Origin of the sequence: Rhizobium sp. 11_C7_N12_5 (genome assembly GCF_051811145.1) — a bacterium.
Taxonomy (GTDB): Bacteria; Pseudomonadota; Alphaproteobacteria; order Rhizobiales; family Rhizobiaceae; genus Rhizobium; species Rhizobium lusitanum.
Genome location: NZ_JBPWPY010000001.1, coordinates 2,492,212 through 2,506,084 on the forward strand (window position 1 = coordinate 2,492,212; position 13,873 = coordinate 2,506,084).

Consider the following 13,873-nt stretch of genomic DNA (forward strand, 5'->3'; position numbering starts at 1 on the left):
AGCCACCAAATGGTTACAAGCTCATCGCAGACAGGCACTTTGACATGACCGTTTCCGATCCCCGCACCTTCCTCACCTCCCTGTTCGACGCAGCCGTGCGTGCGGCCGATCCGCTGACCGGCATTCGCGCGCATCTGCCGGCCAAGCCGAAAGGACGGACGATCGTCATCGGCGCCGGCAAAGGCTCGGCACAAATGGCGGCGGCACTGGAGCGATGCTGGGATGGTCCGCTCGAAGGGCTGGTGGTGACGCGATATGGTTTCGCAGCGCCCTGCCGCCAGATCGAGATCATCGAAGCTGCCCATCCCGTGCCCGATGAGGCAGGACTGATCGCCTCCGGCCGGCTGCTGAAGTTCGTCGAAGGCCTGACGGAGGACGATCTGGTGATCGCCCTCATTTCCGGCGGCGGCTCGGCGCTGCTGCCGTCTCCGGCCGGCTCTTTGACGCTGGCCGACGAGATCGCCGTCAACAAGGCACTGCTCGCCTCCGGCGCGCCGATTTCGGCGATGAACGTCATCCGCAAGCATCTGTCGACCATCAAGGGCGGCCGCCTCGCAGCGGCAGCTCATCCGGCCAAGGTCGTCTCGCTTGTTGTCTCGGATATTCCCGGCGATGACCCGGCTTTGGTTGCCTCCGGTCCGACCGTGCCGGGTGCCGGCACGCGTGCGGAGGCGCTCGATCTCATCCGCCTCTACCGGATCGAGCTGCCCGCCGCCGTTCTCGCGCATATCGAAAGACAGGAGGCCGATGCGCCCCGGCCCGATGATCCACGCTTTGCCGGCAACGAGGTGCATCTCATCGCCTCCGCCGGCGTCTCTCTGGAGGCGGCTGCCGAAGTGGCACGCGCAGCCGGCATCGAAACGGCCATTCTCTCGGACGCCATAGAGGGCGAAGCCCGCGAAGCCGCACACATGCATGCCGCCATCGCCCGCGAGGTGCTGCACCGCAACCGGCCCTTCACAAGGCCGATCGTACTGCTCTCGGGCGGCGAAACGACGGTGACCCTGAGAGGCAAAGGCAAGGGCGGCCGAAACTCCGAATTCCTGCTGTCGCTGGCGATGGACATAGACGGCCATGGCGGTATTTATGCCATGGCGGCGGATACCGACGGCATCGACGGCAGCGAGGACAATGCCGGCGCCTTTGCCGACGCCGGCACGGTGGCGCGGCTGCGCAACGCCGGAGTGATTCCAGCCGAAATGCTTGTGAATAACGATGCCTGGACGGCGTTCAACGCCATTGGTGATCTCTTCGTCCCCGGCCCGACGGGAACGAATGTCAACGATTTCCGCGCCATTCTGATCGTGTAAACGCTAGGGGTAGATGCAAGTCAGGTGCCAACAGTGCAGTCGTCGCAGCGCCAGTAGGCGGCCGCCATCGATGTCCATCGAAGAAAGTGGCGGCTGCAATGCATGCACTCGATTTCGACGACATGCGTCTTCTCGGCAATGACGTGCGGCTTGGCCTTGGCCTTGCGTTCGTTCTTCCACTGTTCAAGCTTCGTGACGGCCATCATTACCTTCCGCGCAACACTTCGGCCTCGACAAGGTCTTCACTAAAGTAGGCTTAACTAATGAAAGAAATATTGCAAGTGCGAAGGCACAGCCAATTCCTATATCCGGGAAGGACGAAAGGAGCCGTCCGTCGCACGCGCTTGACTCAATAATCGGTCAGTTGGCAGCCGCCGCGGTCTCTCGCGAAAGGTGGGCGTTTTACTTTCGATTCATCTCTCGACGGCACCGTCAAAAAAATCACAACCGCGGATATCGCCATTTTCGCGCTGAACACCATGTCAATGATGGGTTCCTTTACCCCTAATACGGAAACGAGAGGCATCATCATCATGCGCCAATTCCGCCTGCGGGCGATCTCCTCGGCCACTCTGGTCACATTCGCTCTTTTCTCCATCACGACAGCCCGAGCCGCCTCGCCGCCGCCGGTGGAGGCCGAGCATGGCATGGTGGTCACCGCCCAGCATCTGGCCACAGATGTCGGCGTGCAGGTGCTGAAAAGCGGCGGCAATGCCGTCGATGCCGCGGTCGCGGTCGGCTATGCGCTGGCCGTGGTCTATCCGACCGCCGGAAATATCGGCGGCGGCGGCTTCATGACCATCCGCTTGCGGGACGGCAAGACTACATTCCTGGATTTTCGTGAGCGTGCACCGCTTGCAGCCACCAAAGGCATGTATCTTGACGACAAGGGCAATGTCGTCAAAGGCGCAAGCACCGATGGCTATCTTGCCGTCGGCGTGCCCGGCTCGGTCATGGGTTTCGAAATGGCCCGCGAGAAATATGGCACCAAGTCCCGCCAGGATCTGATGGCGCCCGCCATTCGCTATGCCAAGGAAGGCTTCACGCTCAATCAGGCCGATGCGGCCGAGCTGAACGGAGGCAAGAAATGGCTCGCGCGCGATCCGGCCACGGCCGCGATCTTCACCAAGGTGGACGGAACGCCCTTTGCAACCGGCGATAAGCTGACGCAGCCGGATCTCGCCAATGCTCTTTCCGGCATTTCGGAACAGGGGCCGGATGGCTTCTACAAGGGACCCATCGCCAACGCCATTGTCAAGGCAAGCCAGGACAAGGGCGGCATTCTCGCAAACCAGGATTTCGAGCAATATAAGGTCCGCGAACTCGATCCCGTGAAGTGCGACTATCGCGGCTACGAGATCATTTCCTCGCCACCGCCCTCTTCCGGCGGCATCATCATCTGCGAAATCCTCAACGTGCTGGAAGGCTACCCGCTTTCCTATACCGGCTATGCCTCGGCTGATACGGTGCATTTCATGACCGAAGCCATGCGTTACGCCTATGTCGACCGCAATTCGGCTCTCGGCGATCCAGACTTCGTCGACAACCCGGTCAGCAAGCTGCTGGAAAGAGACTATGCCAAGAAGATCCGCGACAGCATCAATCCCTACAAGGCCGGCATTTCCAAGGATCTGATGCCGAAGGGCCTCGGCGAAAGCCATGAGACGACGCATTATTCGATCATCGACAACGATGGCAACGCGGTTGCCGTCACCTATACGCTGAACGGTTCCTTCGGCGCCGGCGTCGTCGCGCCCGGAACGGGCATCCTTTTGAACAACGAGATGGACGAGTTTACCTCCAAGCCGGGCGTGCCCAACCTCTATGGCCTGGTGCAGGGCGAAGCCAATGCCATCCAGCCTAAGAAGACGCCGCTTTCATCCATGAGCCCGACGATCATCGCCAAGGACGGCAAGCCCTTCATGGTGATCGGCAGCCCCGGCGGCTCGCGCATCATCACCATCACGCTCGAAGCGATCATCAACGTCATCGATTTCGGCATGAATATCCAGCAGGCGATCGACGCACCGCGCATCCATCATCAATGGCTGCCGGATAAGATCTATACCGAACCCTATGCGCTCTCACCCGATACGATGAAGCTGCTGGCCGGCATGGGCTACACGATTCAGGTCGGCGGCGACTGGCCGGTCTGGGGTCAGGCCGCAGGCATCCTGGTCGGCGGCAAGAGCCTCGGCGATATCGCCAAGGGCGGCGGCGCCCGCTACAACGGCGCCATGGACAGCCGCGCCGGCTCGGGCCTTGCCGAAGGCTACTGACCGCTTCCCCACATGCCATCGCGACACTACAGGCCGGTGCCGTCGTCTTTCGGCACCGGCATTTTTGCGCGCAACGTCTAAGACCGAAACGCCGACGCGCGCGCACCATCTTACGTGGTAAAATGAACCGTGAGCGCCACAACCACGGCATAATGCCTCATCTGTTCATCTGGCATTCATCCGTTGTTGCATTCCTGCCCGGCTGCGTCATTTTTTCCATTTCGATCAATAAGTTTTGCGATTTCTGATATAGAAATCGCGCGCGAGCGGGAGTATACAGGCGGCTATTCGAACCGGCCTTGGCGCCGCGACCAGACTTGCGGTTCTGTCTCCGGACCCCTCCGCACCATCGAGAGCGATCCCCGACAATGTCGGATCAGATATTCCAGGCCGCCCCCACCCGGCGGGCCGCACCGAATTTTCGTGTAGTAGCGCTTATCGTAGCAAGCGCGATGTTCATGGAGCAGCTTGACGCGACAGTGCTCGCAACAGCCCTTCCGACCATGGCAAGAGATTTCGGCGTCAGCGCGCCGGCCATGAGTATCTCGCTGACTTCATACCTTCTCAGCCTCGCGATCTTCATTCCCGCCAGCGGCGCCATCGCCGACCGTTTCGGGTCGCGCACCGTCTTCCGATCCGCCATTGCGGTCTTCGTTGTCGGCTCACTTCTCTGCGCACAGGCGCCGAACCTGTTCTTCCTCGTCATCGCGCGGCTCCTCCAGGGTCTCGGCGGCGCCATGATGCTGCCTGTGGGACGTCTGGTGCTGATGCGCAGCGTCGCCCGCAAGGATATGGTGAACGCTATGTCCTGGCTGCTCATTCCGGCGCTCGTCGGCCCCATCCTCGGGCCTCCCGTCGGCGGCATGTTCGTTACCTATCTCGACTGGCGTTGGATCTTCTATATCAATGTGCCCATCGGTGTCATCGGCTTCATACTGGTGACGATGTTCATCGAAGATGTGAAAGGTCCGCGCAACGGCCGTTTTGACCTGTCGGGCTTCATTCTATCAGGCATTTCGCTCGGCTCGCTGCTGTTCGGCTTCGAAATGTCCAGCCGTGAGGGCGAAGGCTATATGGCCGTCTTCCTCATCTCGGTCGGCCTGCTCTTCGGCATCGCCTATCTTCGCCATGCCCGCAAGCATCCATCGCCGATCATGGATTTCTCGCTGATGAAGGTGCCGACCTTCCGGACATCGGTTATCGCCGGCTCGTTGACGCGCATCAGCCAGGGCGCCCATCCCTTCCTCATTCCGCTGATGCTGCAGCTCGGTTTTGGCCTTTCAGCCGCCGCAGCCGGCCAGATCGCCATCGCGACCGCGCTCGGCTCCATGGCCATGAAGCCGTTCCAGGTCCGCATCCTGCGCACGCTCGGCTTTCGTACCGCCCTCATCATCTTCGGTCTGATCGGCACGCTCGGCTACGGACTGTGCTCCATCTTCCAGCCCGACTGGCCGCTGCCTGTCATCTTCGTGATCTTGTTCTTCTGCGGCTTCTTCATGTCGTTCCAGTTCACGGCCTACAACACGATCGCCTATGACGAAATCGAGCGCGACCGGATGAGCATAGCGACCAGCTTCTATTCGACCTTCCAGCAGCTGATGCTTTCTCTCGGCATCTGCATCGCTGCCCTTGCCCTGCACGGCTCGACGCAGCTGCGCGGACATGCGAAAGCCGAAATGAGCGACTTCTCCGTCGCCTTCATCGTCGTCACAGCCATCGCGCTTCTTGCGGTCATCTGGAACGCCAGATTCTCGCGCACGGCCGGCTCGGAGATCAGCGGCCACCGCCGCAAATCGCCGGCGGATGGGCTCGGCGAACACTGAGTCGGCCATACCGCTCAACTGCAAAGACAAAATAAAAAGCGCCGATCATCGAGCGGCGCTATCGGTCTTGATAGACGGTCTTGTCTACCCTGCTCAACCGGAGCTGATTGCAGACAACAAAAAAGGCCGGGCTAACCCGACCTCTTCCTTCATTGTCTCTACGATCGATGCCAGTAAATCCGTGGCCAAAGATCGGAAACAAATGGCTTACATGGCTTCCAGCTGATCAGCCGACATCTTGCCCGAACGCTTGTCCTTGACAAGCTCGTAGGAAATCTTCTGGCCGTCGCGGAGAGTGCTCATTCCAGCGCGTTCAACGGCTGAAATATGCACGAAAACGTCCGTCGCGCCATCATCGGGCTGAATGAAACCAAAACCCTTGGCAGCATTGAACCACTTTACAGTACCTGTGCTCATAACGATGACCTTTCAATCGCTCATATAATAGTCCCTATCCAGGGAATAACTGGATGGCAGTACACCGATTTTGAGAGGAAGCTCGTCAGTATTGCGCGGAACGCGTCGCAGCAAAGTTCATTCACCAATATCGATGCCGGTGCTTATATCCGATATGCATATTCCTCACAAGCAGAAACACCTAAAATATCGAAACAGCCAGATATCTCATCAAAAACCGGCCCGGATGGAGGAAAATCCAGACACAATTTTTGATTGAAAAAACGAAGGTTTTTCAATTGATTTCCCGCTATTTCCATTATCTTTCGCCACGCTTCACCGGGTATTTTTAGTCAAGTTGCAGCTTGTGATAGAGCTTCCATCGACTGTTTCCGCCAAGGGTCGCGGAATTATATCGCTTATTCGGCGCATCATCTGCTACAGGATGAAATCATAAGTCCTGCAAGCGCGGTCGATCACCGCGCAGTATTTGCAACCAACGCCAACGCCGACACGAACCATGGAGGCCGATATGGCGCCACCCAACAAAGACAATCTATTCGGCTCCAAGAAACAGGCAGCTCCGGCCAAGGCCAATCAGCTCGATTCCACCGTCAAGGAAATCCTCGCCAGCGAACAGGCGATGCGCGCGCGGAAAACGGCTCGCCTGCGTGAGCTTCGCCTCGAGAAGGAGGCATCGCAACCGCCGCCGGAGCCAAAGACGAAGGCCAAGCGGAAGACGGCAAAAGCATCCGAAGCGGCCAAATCCGAATCCGAAAAATAACATAGCCCGATAGACGTCATTGCGCATTTCGTGAACACACCCTCCACGTCCCACGCATTGAACAGACGGCAGCTTGTGCCCTAGATTGCGACCAATCTCACAATCGAGTCTGGAGCAACCATGATCGCCGGCATCCACCACGTCACGCTGATCACCCGCAAGGTACAAGCGAATGTCGATTTCTACGTCGGCTTCCTTGGCATGCGCCTCGTCAAGCGCACGGGCGGCTTCGAGGATGCCACCCAGCTTCATCTGCTCTATGGCGACGCGAAGGGTTCACCCGGTTCGCTGGTGACCTTCCTCGTCTGGGAGGACGGCTCGCCGGGCCGCGCCGGCGTCGGCCAGGTCGGCGAGATTTCTCTTGGCATCGACCCCATGAGTATCGGTTTCTGGCTGACGCGTGCCTTGAGCGCCGGCCTGAAGCCGGAAGGTCCTTTCGAGGAATTCGGCGAACCGGTCCTGCGGCTGAAGGATCCCGACGGCATCATCGTCAAGCTGGTCGGCACCAACGCCTTGCAGGCGGCCGCCCCCTGGACGAACGATACTATCCCGCAGGAGCACGCCATTCGCCGCATTCGCGGGGCGACGCTGTTCAGCGAAACGCCGGACGAGACGCGGGAGCTTCTGGTCAACCATTTCGACTATCGGCCGCAGGCAACCAATGGCGCCATCAGCCGGCTCGTGTCGGAACCCGGCGATATCATCGACATCAGGGATGCGCGCGGCTTCTGGGCGAGTGCACCGGGCACGGGTACGGTCGACCACGTCGCCTTTCGCGCTGCCGACGATGCCGAGCTTCAGTCCGTGCGGACAGCATTGCAGGCCGTCAATTCCTGGCCGACCGCGATGCATGACCGCAAGTATTTCCGCTCGCTCTATGTTCGCGAACCCGGCCGCATCCTCTTCGAACTGGCAACGGATGCACCGGGCATGCTGGTCGATGAGGATGAGACAACGCTCGGCACGCGCCTCTTTTCGCCTGACGACAAGCCTGAGCGACAGGCCGAGCTGGAGGTGATCCTGCCGCAGTTCTCCATGCCCGGCGACCCGCGCGTCATCTATCGCGACCTGCCCTTCATCCATCGCTTCTTCACGCCACAGCAGCCGAACGGCAATATCTTCGTCCTGTTGCACGGCTCCGGCGCCAACGAGACGGCGATGTTGCCGATTGCCCATAAGATCAATGCCCATGCGACGCTGCTCGGCGTGCGCGGCCGGGCGCTCGAAGAAGGCGCGCCGCGCTGGTTTCGCCGGAACGGGCCCATGTCCTTCGATCAGGCCGATATCGTCAGCGAAGCGGAGGCCTTCGCCGCTTTCATCGACGGCGCGATCCATGCCTATGGCCTCGATCCGGAGCGCATGGTCTATATCGGCTATTCGAACGGCGCCAACCTGCTCGGCGCCATGCTGTCACTGCACCCGCAACTCATTCGCCGCGCGGTGCTGCTGCGGTCCATGGCCGTGCTGACCGATCCGCCGGCGGTGGATATGTCGACCGCCGACGTGCTTGTTATCGCAGGCGAGAAGGATCTGTACGGCCCATACACCCAACCTCTTGCCGAGCGCCTGCAGAACGGCGGCGCAAAGGTCGAGCTTGCGACCGTTCCTGCTGGTCACGAGCTTGACGATGCCGATGTGCCGGTCATTCAGCGCTGGCTGAAGCAGTCCGTGTGACCCCTTCCCCCCAAAAGGGGAGAAGGTACTTGAGGCAGATGATCAACCCTTGAAGGTGTATTCGGTGATCGACTCCGGCTTCATCTCGATCGAGAAGCCCGGCAGGCTTGGCGGCATGTAAGCGGCATCGCGGATGATGCACGGGTCGATGAAGTGCTCGTGCAGATGGTCGACATATTCGATAACGCGGCCGTCCTTGGTGCCGGACACGGCGATGTAGTCGATCATCGACAGATGCTGCACATATTCGCAGAGCCCAACGCCGCCGGCATGCGGCCAGACCGGCAATCCATACTTGGCGGCAATCAACAGCACGGCCAGAACTTCGTTGAGACCGCCCATGCGGCAGGAATCGATCTGCACGATATCGATCGCGCCTTCGGCGATGAACTGCTTGAACATGATGCGGTTCTGGCACATTTCACCTGTCGCCACCTTCACCGGGCCGATCGCCTCGCGGATCTTGCGATGGCCGGCGACGTCGTCCGGGCTGGTCGGCTCTTCGATGAAGAACGGCTTTGCGAAGGCAAGCTTGCGCACCCAGTCGATCGCCTGACCGACTTCCCAGACCTGATTGGCATCGATCATCAGGTAACGGTCGGGACCGATCACCTCGCGGGCGATGGTGAGGCGGCGGATATCGTCTTCGAGATCGCGGCCGACCTTCATCTTCACATGATTGAAACCGGCATCGATAGCCTCCTGGCAGAGGCGGCGCAGCTTGGCATCGTCATAGCCGAGCCAGCCGGCCGAGGTCGTGTAGCAGGCATAGCCCTCGCGCTCGAGCGTGGCGATACGATCCGCCTTGCCGGCTTCCGCCTTCTTCAGAATGGCGACCGCTTCGTCGCGGGTGAGCACGTCAGTCAGATAGCGATAGTCGACGATATCGGCGATGTGCTCCGCATCCATCTCCGCGACCAGGCGCCAGACCGGCTTGCCTGCCTCCTTGGCGAGCAGATCCCAGACGGCATTGACGACCGCGCCGGTAGCAAGGTGCATTGCGCCCTTTTCCGGGCCGATCCAGCGCAGCTGGCTGTCGCTGGTCAGATGCCGCCAGTATTTGCCGGGGTTTTCCAGCACCGTCGCAAGCTCGGTGCCGACAACGAGATGCCGCATCGCCTCGATCGCCATGCAGCAGATGTCGTTGCCGCGCCCGATGGTGAAGGTCAGGCCGTGGCCCGCAAGGCCCGGCCTGTCGGTCTCGAGAATGACATAGGCCGCCGAATAATCCGGATCCGGATTCATCGCATCGGAGCCGTCGAGGCTCTGCGATGTCGGGAAGCGCAAATCGAAAACGCGAAGATTGGTGATGCGCGTCATTGGAAAACTCCTTCTAAATCCATCGGCCGCCTCTCGAAACCTCAACCGAGGTCGAACTCCTCCCAGAGCGCCGCATTATGCTCGCCAACGTGCGGGGCCGCACGCTCGAATTTCGGTCGCTGCCCGTCGATGCGGATAGGCGAGCGGGTGGTGCTGAGGCTAACCCCGTCTTCGCGTCCGATCGTCTGTAGCATGTCGAGAACGCGAAAACCCTCGCTGCCGAGCAGCTCCGGCCAGTTCAGCACCCGGGCGCACCAGATGTCGGCAGGCTCCAGGATAGCAAGCCATTCGTCGACGCCGCGGGTCGCAATGCGCGCCGCGATAATCGCCTTGATATCGTCGCGCGAGGTGAACCAGCTTTTCGGGTCGTCTCGATAAGGCGCCAGTTCCTCGATGCCGAGCAGATCGGCAAGCTTCGGGATCGGCGTCATGGCGATGGCAAGGTAGCCGTCGGCCACCGGGTAGACGCCATATGGCGCGGAAAGATAGGCATGGGCGCTGCGAACATGCGAACGCTCCGGCAGCTTGTTGCCGCTGTTCATGTGCACGCTCAGCACCTCGACCTGCAGGTCGATCAGCGCCTCAAGCAAGCTAGTCTCGACCAGGCCGCCCTCGCCTGTCACGCCGCGCCGAACCAGCGCCGCCAGAATGCCCTGAGCCGCTGCCGCACCGGCCAGCATGTCGCCGATCGCCAGACCGAAGGGCACTGGCCCCTGCCCTTCGTCGCCATTCAGCCACATGACACCGGAGCGTGACTGCGCCAGGAGATCCTGACCCGGCCGCGATACCCACGGGCCTTCTTCGCCGTAGCCGCTGATCGAGCAATAGACGAGGCGCGGGTTGAGCTTGCTGGCGGCCTCGTAATCCAGCCCCAGCCGCTCGATCACGCCCGGGCGGAAATTCTGCACGAGAACGTCGGCCTTGGAGATGAGCTTGCGCAGCGCGCTCATATCGCGCTCGTTCTTCAGGTCGACCGCGAGGCTTTCCTTCGAACGGTTGATGGCATGGAAAATGGTGGAATCGCCGCTCTCGGCATCGCTGAGATAGAGCCCGCGAGAGAGATCGCCACCACCGGGCCGTTCGATCTTGATGACCCTGGCGCCGAGATCCATCAGCCTGAGGGTGCAGTAAGGCCCGGACAGGAACTGGCTCATATCGACGACCACCAACCCGGCCAGCGGCAAGTCCTTCTTCAGCGCCATCAGTATTTCTGCTCCCCCGCCATCATCTCGGCCAAAAGCGCTTCTCCACCTCGGCGAACACTCTCGCCGCCGATTCCCGCGTCAGCCTCAATCTTCTTATGTAAATAGTATTTTCACATATGGATGACATTTGCAAACAAAAAGAGGGAGGATATTCGCCGGCCATCCCGCCAAGACCACAGGAAAATGCGATATGGTTCGACAAGATCAGGATTGCTGAAAGGAGATTGAGGATGGCGACGGTCAAATTGCTCGATGATACGGAGGCGGAAGCGATCCCGGCGGTGAAGGCGGTGTTCGATGATATACGTGCGGTCCGAAAGTCCGATTTCGTCAATAATTTCTGGCGCGGCCTCGCCAAGGATCCAGCCTTGCTGAAGCGTACCTGGGAAGGCCTGAAGGCGGTCATGATGGCGGAGGGCGCGCTCGATCCGCTGGTGCGCGAGATGATCTACATCGCTGTCTCGACAGCCAATGGCTGCACCTACTGCGTCCATTCCCACACCGCAGCCGCCAGGGCAAAGGGCATGACGGATGCTCAACATGGGGAACTGCTGGCTGTCATCGGCCTTGCCGGACAGACGAACCACCTGGTCACGGCAATGCAGATTCCCGTCGATCCAGAGTTCGACGTCGGTCATCCCTGACAATGAAAAAGGCCCGCCAGCATTGCGCCGGCGGGCCTTCGATCATTGATCGCGTTTCTAGCGGTCAGACTTTTCCGTAGCCTGAGCTTCTACGGCAATAGCAGCGACGCTGATGCCGTTGTTCACGGCCAGCAGCCTTTTGCGAACCAGGACGCCCATGACGCGGGCGGCGGTCGAAAAGGTCATCGTGTCAAGCGGACCTTCGCCCTCCCAGGGCTTGGTCAACCGTTCGGTCACAGCCGAAACGATGTTGTTGGGCACGATGTCGGTGCATTCGCGCATGGCTTCGAAAACGACGCTGATGGGGATGATCCGCCCCTCGAACGTCACAATCGGTTCGGTTACTTCACTGTCCCATTCCTCGAAGGCATAAAGTCCTTCGCGAAAAAGCTGCTGCAACGTAATGGGGGCATGACCCTCATGAAGGGGCGGCAAGGCATTCGACATGTCTGTCTCCTTTCAATTGGAAGTCCGGCGCATGATATGAAAGTGATCGGTCTCCTTCAGAGACCAGGCGCTGCTTCTTGAGTTTGGCGCGCCCCGAACGCAGTCTATGGGGCAAGCGGCGCGGCAAACCATGTCGTGACCGGCGCAACGCGGGACACACACAAAATGTTCCCACCGGTCATTTAACTTGATCAAGTCTATAGATTAATCTCGACTTGAAAAGCCTCTTTGATAATTTTCTGCAATTCTCTTTATTTTTGAAGGACTTCGCGTAGAGTAAAACGACCCTCATAGTCGGGAGGCGCGCGAATCCCTTCCAAAACGGTGAAAGGAAGACCATGTGCGGCAATCATGAAAATGAGCATGACCATGGGCACGCTCACCAAACGATCGACTGGCGGGAACATGGGGTTAAAATCATCCCTGGCAATGCCCTCGACCCGAATACGGCGCAGACGCCGGGCATGAATCGCGCAACCGCGATCAATCACGCCCGCGCCGGCGCGGAAAAGATCTGGGCCGGCACTGTGACGATCCACGCCAACGCCAAGACAGGCGCCCATCATCACGGCGATCTCGAAAGCATTATCTACGTCGTCAAGGGCAAGGCGCGGATGCGCTGGGGCGACAATCTGGAATTCGTCGCCGAAGCCGGCCCGGGCGATTTCATCTTCGTGCCGCCCTACGTGCCGCATCAGGAAATCAACGCCAGCCGCGACGAGACACTGGAATGCGTGCTGGTCCGCTCCGGACAGGAGCCTATCGTCGTCAATCTCGATATCGAGCCGGTGGAAAAGCCGGAAAATGTCCTTTGGAAGGACCCGATCCATCGCTAGCTTGCATAATCTTTGGGCAATTGCCTATTTTGCCACACAAATAATCTATAATATTTGTAGAAAATTAGTTTCCGCTTTGCACTGCACTGAAAAGAGTTTTTCAGAAGTGCGTCGCACAACGCATGATCCTGCTTCGCGACGCGAACATGCGTCTGAGATGATTAAGCCGTCAACGAGATAATGATCTCGATCATCTGGAACAGGATTTCCCATGACTGAAAAGCTTTCTAGAGGCTTCGACGCGCTGCGCCTTTCCCGTCGCGCCGGCCTTGCCGCCATCTTTGCTTCCGCTGTCGCCGCTTTCGGCTTGATGACAACCGCTACCCCGTCTTTCGCTGCCGACAAGACGATCAAGGTCGGCATCATGAGCGGTGAAGACGAAGATGTTTGGCGGGTGGTGACCACGGAAGCCGCCAAGAAGGGGCTGAAGATCGAGACCGTCGTCTTCAACGACTATACCCAGCCGAACGAAGCGCTTGAACGCGGCGAGGTCGACGCCAACGCCTTCCAGCATCAGCCCTATCTCGACAACCAGGTCAAGCAGCACGGCTACCATATCGTCCGCGTCGGCTATACCGGTGTCTGGCCGATCGGCCTCTACACCAAGAAGTACAAGGCGGTGGCCGATCTTCCGAAAGGCGCGGTCATCGGCGTGCCGAACGATCCTTCCAACGAGGGCCGCGCGTTGCGCGTGCTGCAGAACCAAGGCGTGATCAAGCTCAAGGACGGCACCGGCATTCTCGCCACGACAGCCGACATCGCTGAGAACCCGAAAAATGTCGAGATCAAGGAACTGGACGCCGGCATCGTCGGCCGCTCGATCGACGACCTCGACGCTGCTGTCGTCAATACCGACTGGGCACTGAAAAGCGGCCTGACACCGAAGGATCGCATCGCGCAGGAGCCGATCGACGGCAACCCCTACCGCAATTTCATCGCCGTCAAACAGGGCAGCGAGAATGAAGCTTGGGTGAAGACGCTGGTGGCAGCCTACCAGAATGACACCGTCAAGGCTGAGTTCGACAAGGTCTACAAGGGAACGGGCCTCAGCGCCTATTGATAACCGGACCGCGCGGGGGACAGCGCTGAGCGGCAGGGCGGCCGGGGCATCTTGCCCGGGCCGCCTTTGGCGTTTTCCGCGCAGCCTCAACCCGC

The 13,873-nt window shown here is 59.8% G+C and carries 14 protein-coding genes; 8 read left to right on the forward strand and 6 right to left on the reverse strand.

The annotated features are described in order from the left end of the window. Window positions 1-44: 44 nt before the first annotated feature. The gene (locus tag AB8B29_RS12270; protein ID WP_037196557.1) at window positions 45-1,310 is read left to right on the forward strand and encodes a glycerate kinase type-2 family protein; all 1,266 of its coding nucleotides are present in this window, start codon (window positions 45-47) and stop codon (window positions 1,308-1,310) included. A 20-nt stretch (window positions 1,311-1,330) separates the two neighbouring features. On the opposite strand, the gene AB8B29_RS12275 is transcribed toward AB8B29_RS12270, so the two are convergent. Continuing rightward, complete coding sequence (locus AB8B29_RS12275; RefSeq protein ID WP_037196556.1) at window positions 1,331-1,513, reverse strand: hypothetical protein; 183 nt, start codon at window positions 1,511-1,513, stop codon at window positions 1,331-1,333. Between the two features lie 146 nt (window positions 1,514-1,659). Then, a complete protein-coding gene (locus tag AB8B29_RS12280) occupies window positions 1,660-1,845 on the reverse strand; it encodes a hypothetical protein (RefSeq protein ID WP_037196555.1) in 186 nt (61 codons plus the stop codon). Between AB8B29_RS12280 and ggt the strand changes: the two genes are divergently transcribed. Then, window positions 1,844-3,589, forward strand: a complete 1,746-nt coding sequence (gene ggt, locus AB8B29_RS12285; RefSeq protein ID WP_439006548.1) for a gamma-glutamyltransferase — start codon at window positions 1,844-1,846, stop codon at window positions 3,587-3,589. The genes AB8B29_RS12280 and ggt overlap by 2 nt on opposite strands. 368 nt (window positions 3,590-3,957) lie before the next feature. Next, on the forward strand, window positions 3,958-5,412 hold the full coding sequence (locus tag AB8B29_RS12290; protein WP_037196552.1) for an MFS transporter: 1,455 nt from the start codon (window positions 3,958-3,960) through the stop codon (window positions 5,410-5,412). Between the two features lie 207 nt (window positions 5,413-5,619). Here AB8B29_RS12290 and AB8B29_RS12295 read toward each other — a convergent pair whose 3' ends face one another. After that, window positions 5,620-5,829, reverse strand: a complete 210-nt coding sequence (locus AB8B29_RS12295) for a cold-shock protein (protein WP_034503699.1) — start codon at window positions 5,827-5,829, stop codon at window positions 5,620-5,622. 511 nt (window positions 5,830-6,340) lie between these two features. Between AB8B29_RS12295 and AB8B29_RS12300 the strand changes: the two genes are divergently transcribed. Continuing rightward, window positions 6,341-6,592 carry a hypothetical protein gene (locus AB8B29_RS12300; protein ID WP_037196550.1) on the forward strand — a complete coding sequence of 84 codons (252 nt, stop codon included), beginning with the start codon at window positions 6,341-6,343 and terminating at the stop codon, window positions 6,590-6,592. Window positions 6,593-6,712: 120 nt separating this feature from the next. Further along, window positions 6,713-8,266 carry a VOC family protein gene (locus tag AB8B29_RS12305; protein WP_037196548.1) on the forward strand — a complete coding sequence of 518 codons (1,554 nt, stop codon included), beginning with the start codon at window positions 6,713-6,715 and terminating at the stop codon, window positions 8,264-8,266. A gap of 42 nt (window positions 8,267-8,308) precedes the next feature. Here AB8B29_RS12305 and AB8B29_RS12310 read toward each other — a convergent pair whose 3' ends face one another. Next, a complete protein-coding gene (locus AB8B29_RS12310) occupies window positions 8,309-9,586 on the reverse strand; it encodes an L-fuconate dehydratase (protein ID WP_047638932.1) in 1,278 nt (425 codons plus the stop codon). A 41-nt stretch (window positions 9,587-9,627) separates the two neighbouring features. Beyond that, window positions 9,628-10,788, reverse strand: coding sequence for a CaiB/BaiF CoA transferase family protein (locus AB8B29_RS12315; RefSeq protein ID WP_037196546.1), 1,161 nt, complete (start codon window positions 10,786-10,788; stop codon window positions 9,628-9,630). Between the two features lie 233 nt (window positions 10,789-11,021). Between AB8B29_RS12315 and AB8B29_RS12320 the strand changes: the two genes are divergently transcribed. Further along, window positions 11,022-11,435 (forward strand): carboxymuconolactone decarboxylase family protein, encoded by a 414-nt coding sequence (locus tag AB8B29_RS12320; RefSeq protein ID WP_037196545.1) that lies wholly within the window; start codon window positions 11,022-11,024, stop codon window positions 11,433-11,435. A gap of 57 nt (window positions 11,436-11,492) precedes the next feature. Here AB8B29_RS12320 and AB8B29_RS12325 read toward each other — a convergent pair whose 3' ends face one another. Next, complete coding sequence (locus AB8B29_RS12325; RefSeq protein WP_037196544.1) at window positions 11,493-11,882, reverse strand: hypothetical protein; 390 nt, start codon at window positions 11,880-11,882, stop codon at window positions 11,493-11,495. Window positions 11,883-12,220: 338 nt separating this feature from the next. Here AB8B29_RS12325 and AB8B29_RS12330 point away from each other — a divergent pair, with 338 nt between their 5' ends. After that, window positions 12,221-12,718, forward strand: a complete 498-nt coding sequence (locus AB8B29_RS12330; RefSeq protein ID WP_037196543.1) for a cupin domain-containing protein — start codon at window positions 12,221-12,223, stop codon at window positions 12,716-12,718. Window positions 12,719-12,929: 211 nt separating this feature from the next. Continuing rightward, complete coding sequence (locus AB8B29_RS12335) at window positions 12,930-13,778, forward strand: MetQ/NlpA family lipoprotein (RefSeq protein WP_037196542.1); 849 nt, start codon at window positions 12,930-12,932, stop codon at window positions 13,776-13,778. The last annotated feature ends 95 nt before the right edge of the window (window positions 13,779-13,873 follow it).

Bases quoted from the DNA above. Each gene is read 5' to 3' on its own strand.
- AB8B29_RS12270 (WP_037196557.1), top strand. From the start codon at position 45: ATGACCGTTTCCGATCCCCGCACCTTCCTCACCTCCCTGTTCGACGCA.
- AB8B29_RS12275 (WP_037196556.1), bottom strand. From the start codon at position 1,513: ATGGCCGTCACGAAGCTTGAACAGTGGAAGAACGAACGCAAGGCCAAG.
- ggt (WP_439006548.1), top strand. From the start codon at position 1,844: ATGCGCCAATTCCGCCTGCGGGCGATCTCCTCGGCCACTCTGGTCACA.
- AB8B29_RS12280 (WP_037196555.1), bottom strand. From the start codon at position 1,845: ATGATGATGATGCCTCTCGTTTCCGTATTAGGGGTAAAGGAACCCATC.
- AB8B29_RS12290 (WP_037196552.1), top strand. From the start codon at position 3,958: ATGTCGGATCAGATATTCCAGGCCGCCCCCACCCGGCGGGCCGCACCG.
- AB8B29_RS12295 (WP_034503699.1), bottom strand. From the start codon at position 5,829: ATGAGCACAGGTACTGTAAAGTGGTTCAATGCTGCCAAGGGTTTTGGT.
- AB8B29_RS12300 (WP_037196550.1), top strand. From the start codon at position 6,341: ATGGCGCCACCCAACAAAGACAATCTATTCGGCTCCAAGAAACAGGCA.
- AB8B29_RS12305 (WP_037196548.1), top strand. From the start codon at position 6,713: ATGATCGCCGGCATCCACCACGTCACGCTGATCACCCGCAAGGTACAA.
- AB8B29_RS12310 (WP_047638932.1), bottom strand. From the start codon at position 9,586: ATGACGCGCATCACCAATCTTCGCGTTTTCGATTTGCGCTTCCCGACA.
- AB8B29_RS12315 (WP_037196546.1), bottom strand. From the start codon at position 10,788: ATGGCGCTGAAGAAGGACTTGCCGCTGGCCGGGTTGGTGGTCGTCGAT.
- AB8B29_RS12320 (WP_037196545.1), top strand. From the start codon at position 11,022: ATGGCGACGGTCAAATTGCTCGATGATACGGAGGCGGAAGCGATCCCG.
- AB8B29_RS12325 (WP_037196544.1), bottom strand. From the start codon at position 11,882: ATGTCGAATGCCTTGCCGCCCCTTCATGAGGGTCATGCCCCCATTACG.
- AB8B29_RS12330 (WP_037196543.1), top strand. From the start codon at position 12,221: ATGTGCGGCAATCATGAAAATGAGCATGACCATGGGCACGCTCACCAA.
- AB8B29_RS12335 (WP_037196542.1), top strand. From the start codon at position 12,930: ATGACTGAAAAGCTTTCTAGAGGCTTCGACGCGCTGCGCCTTTCCCGT.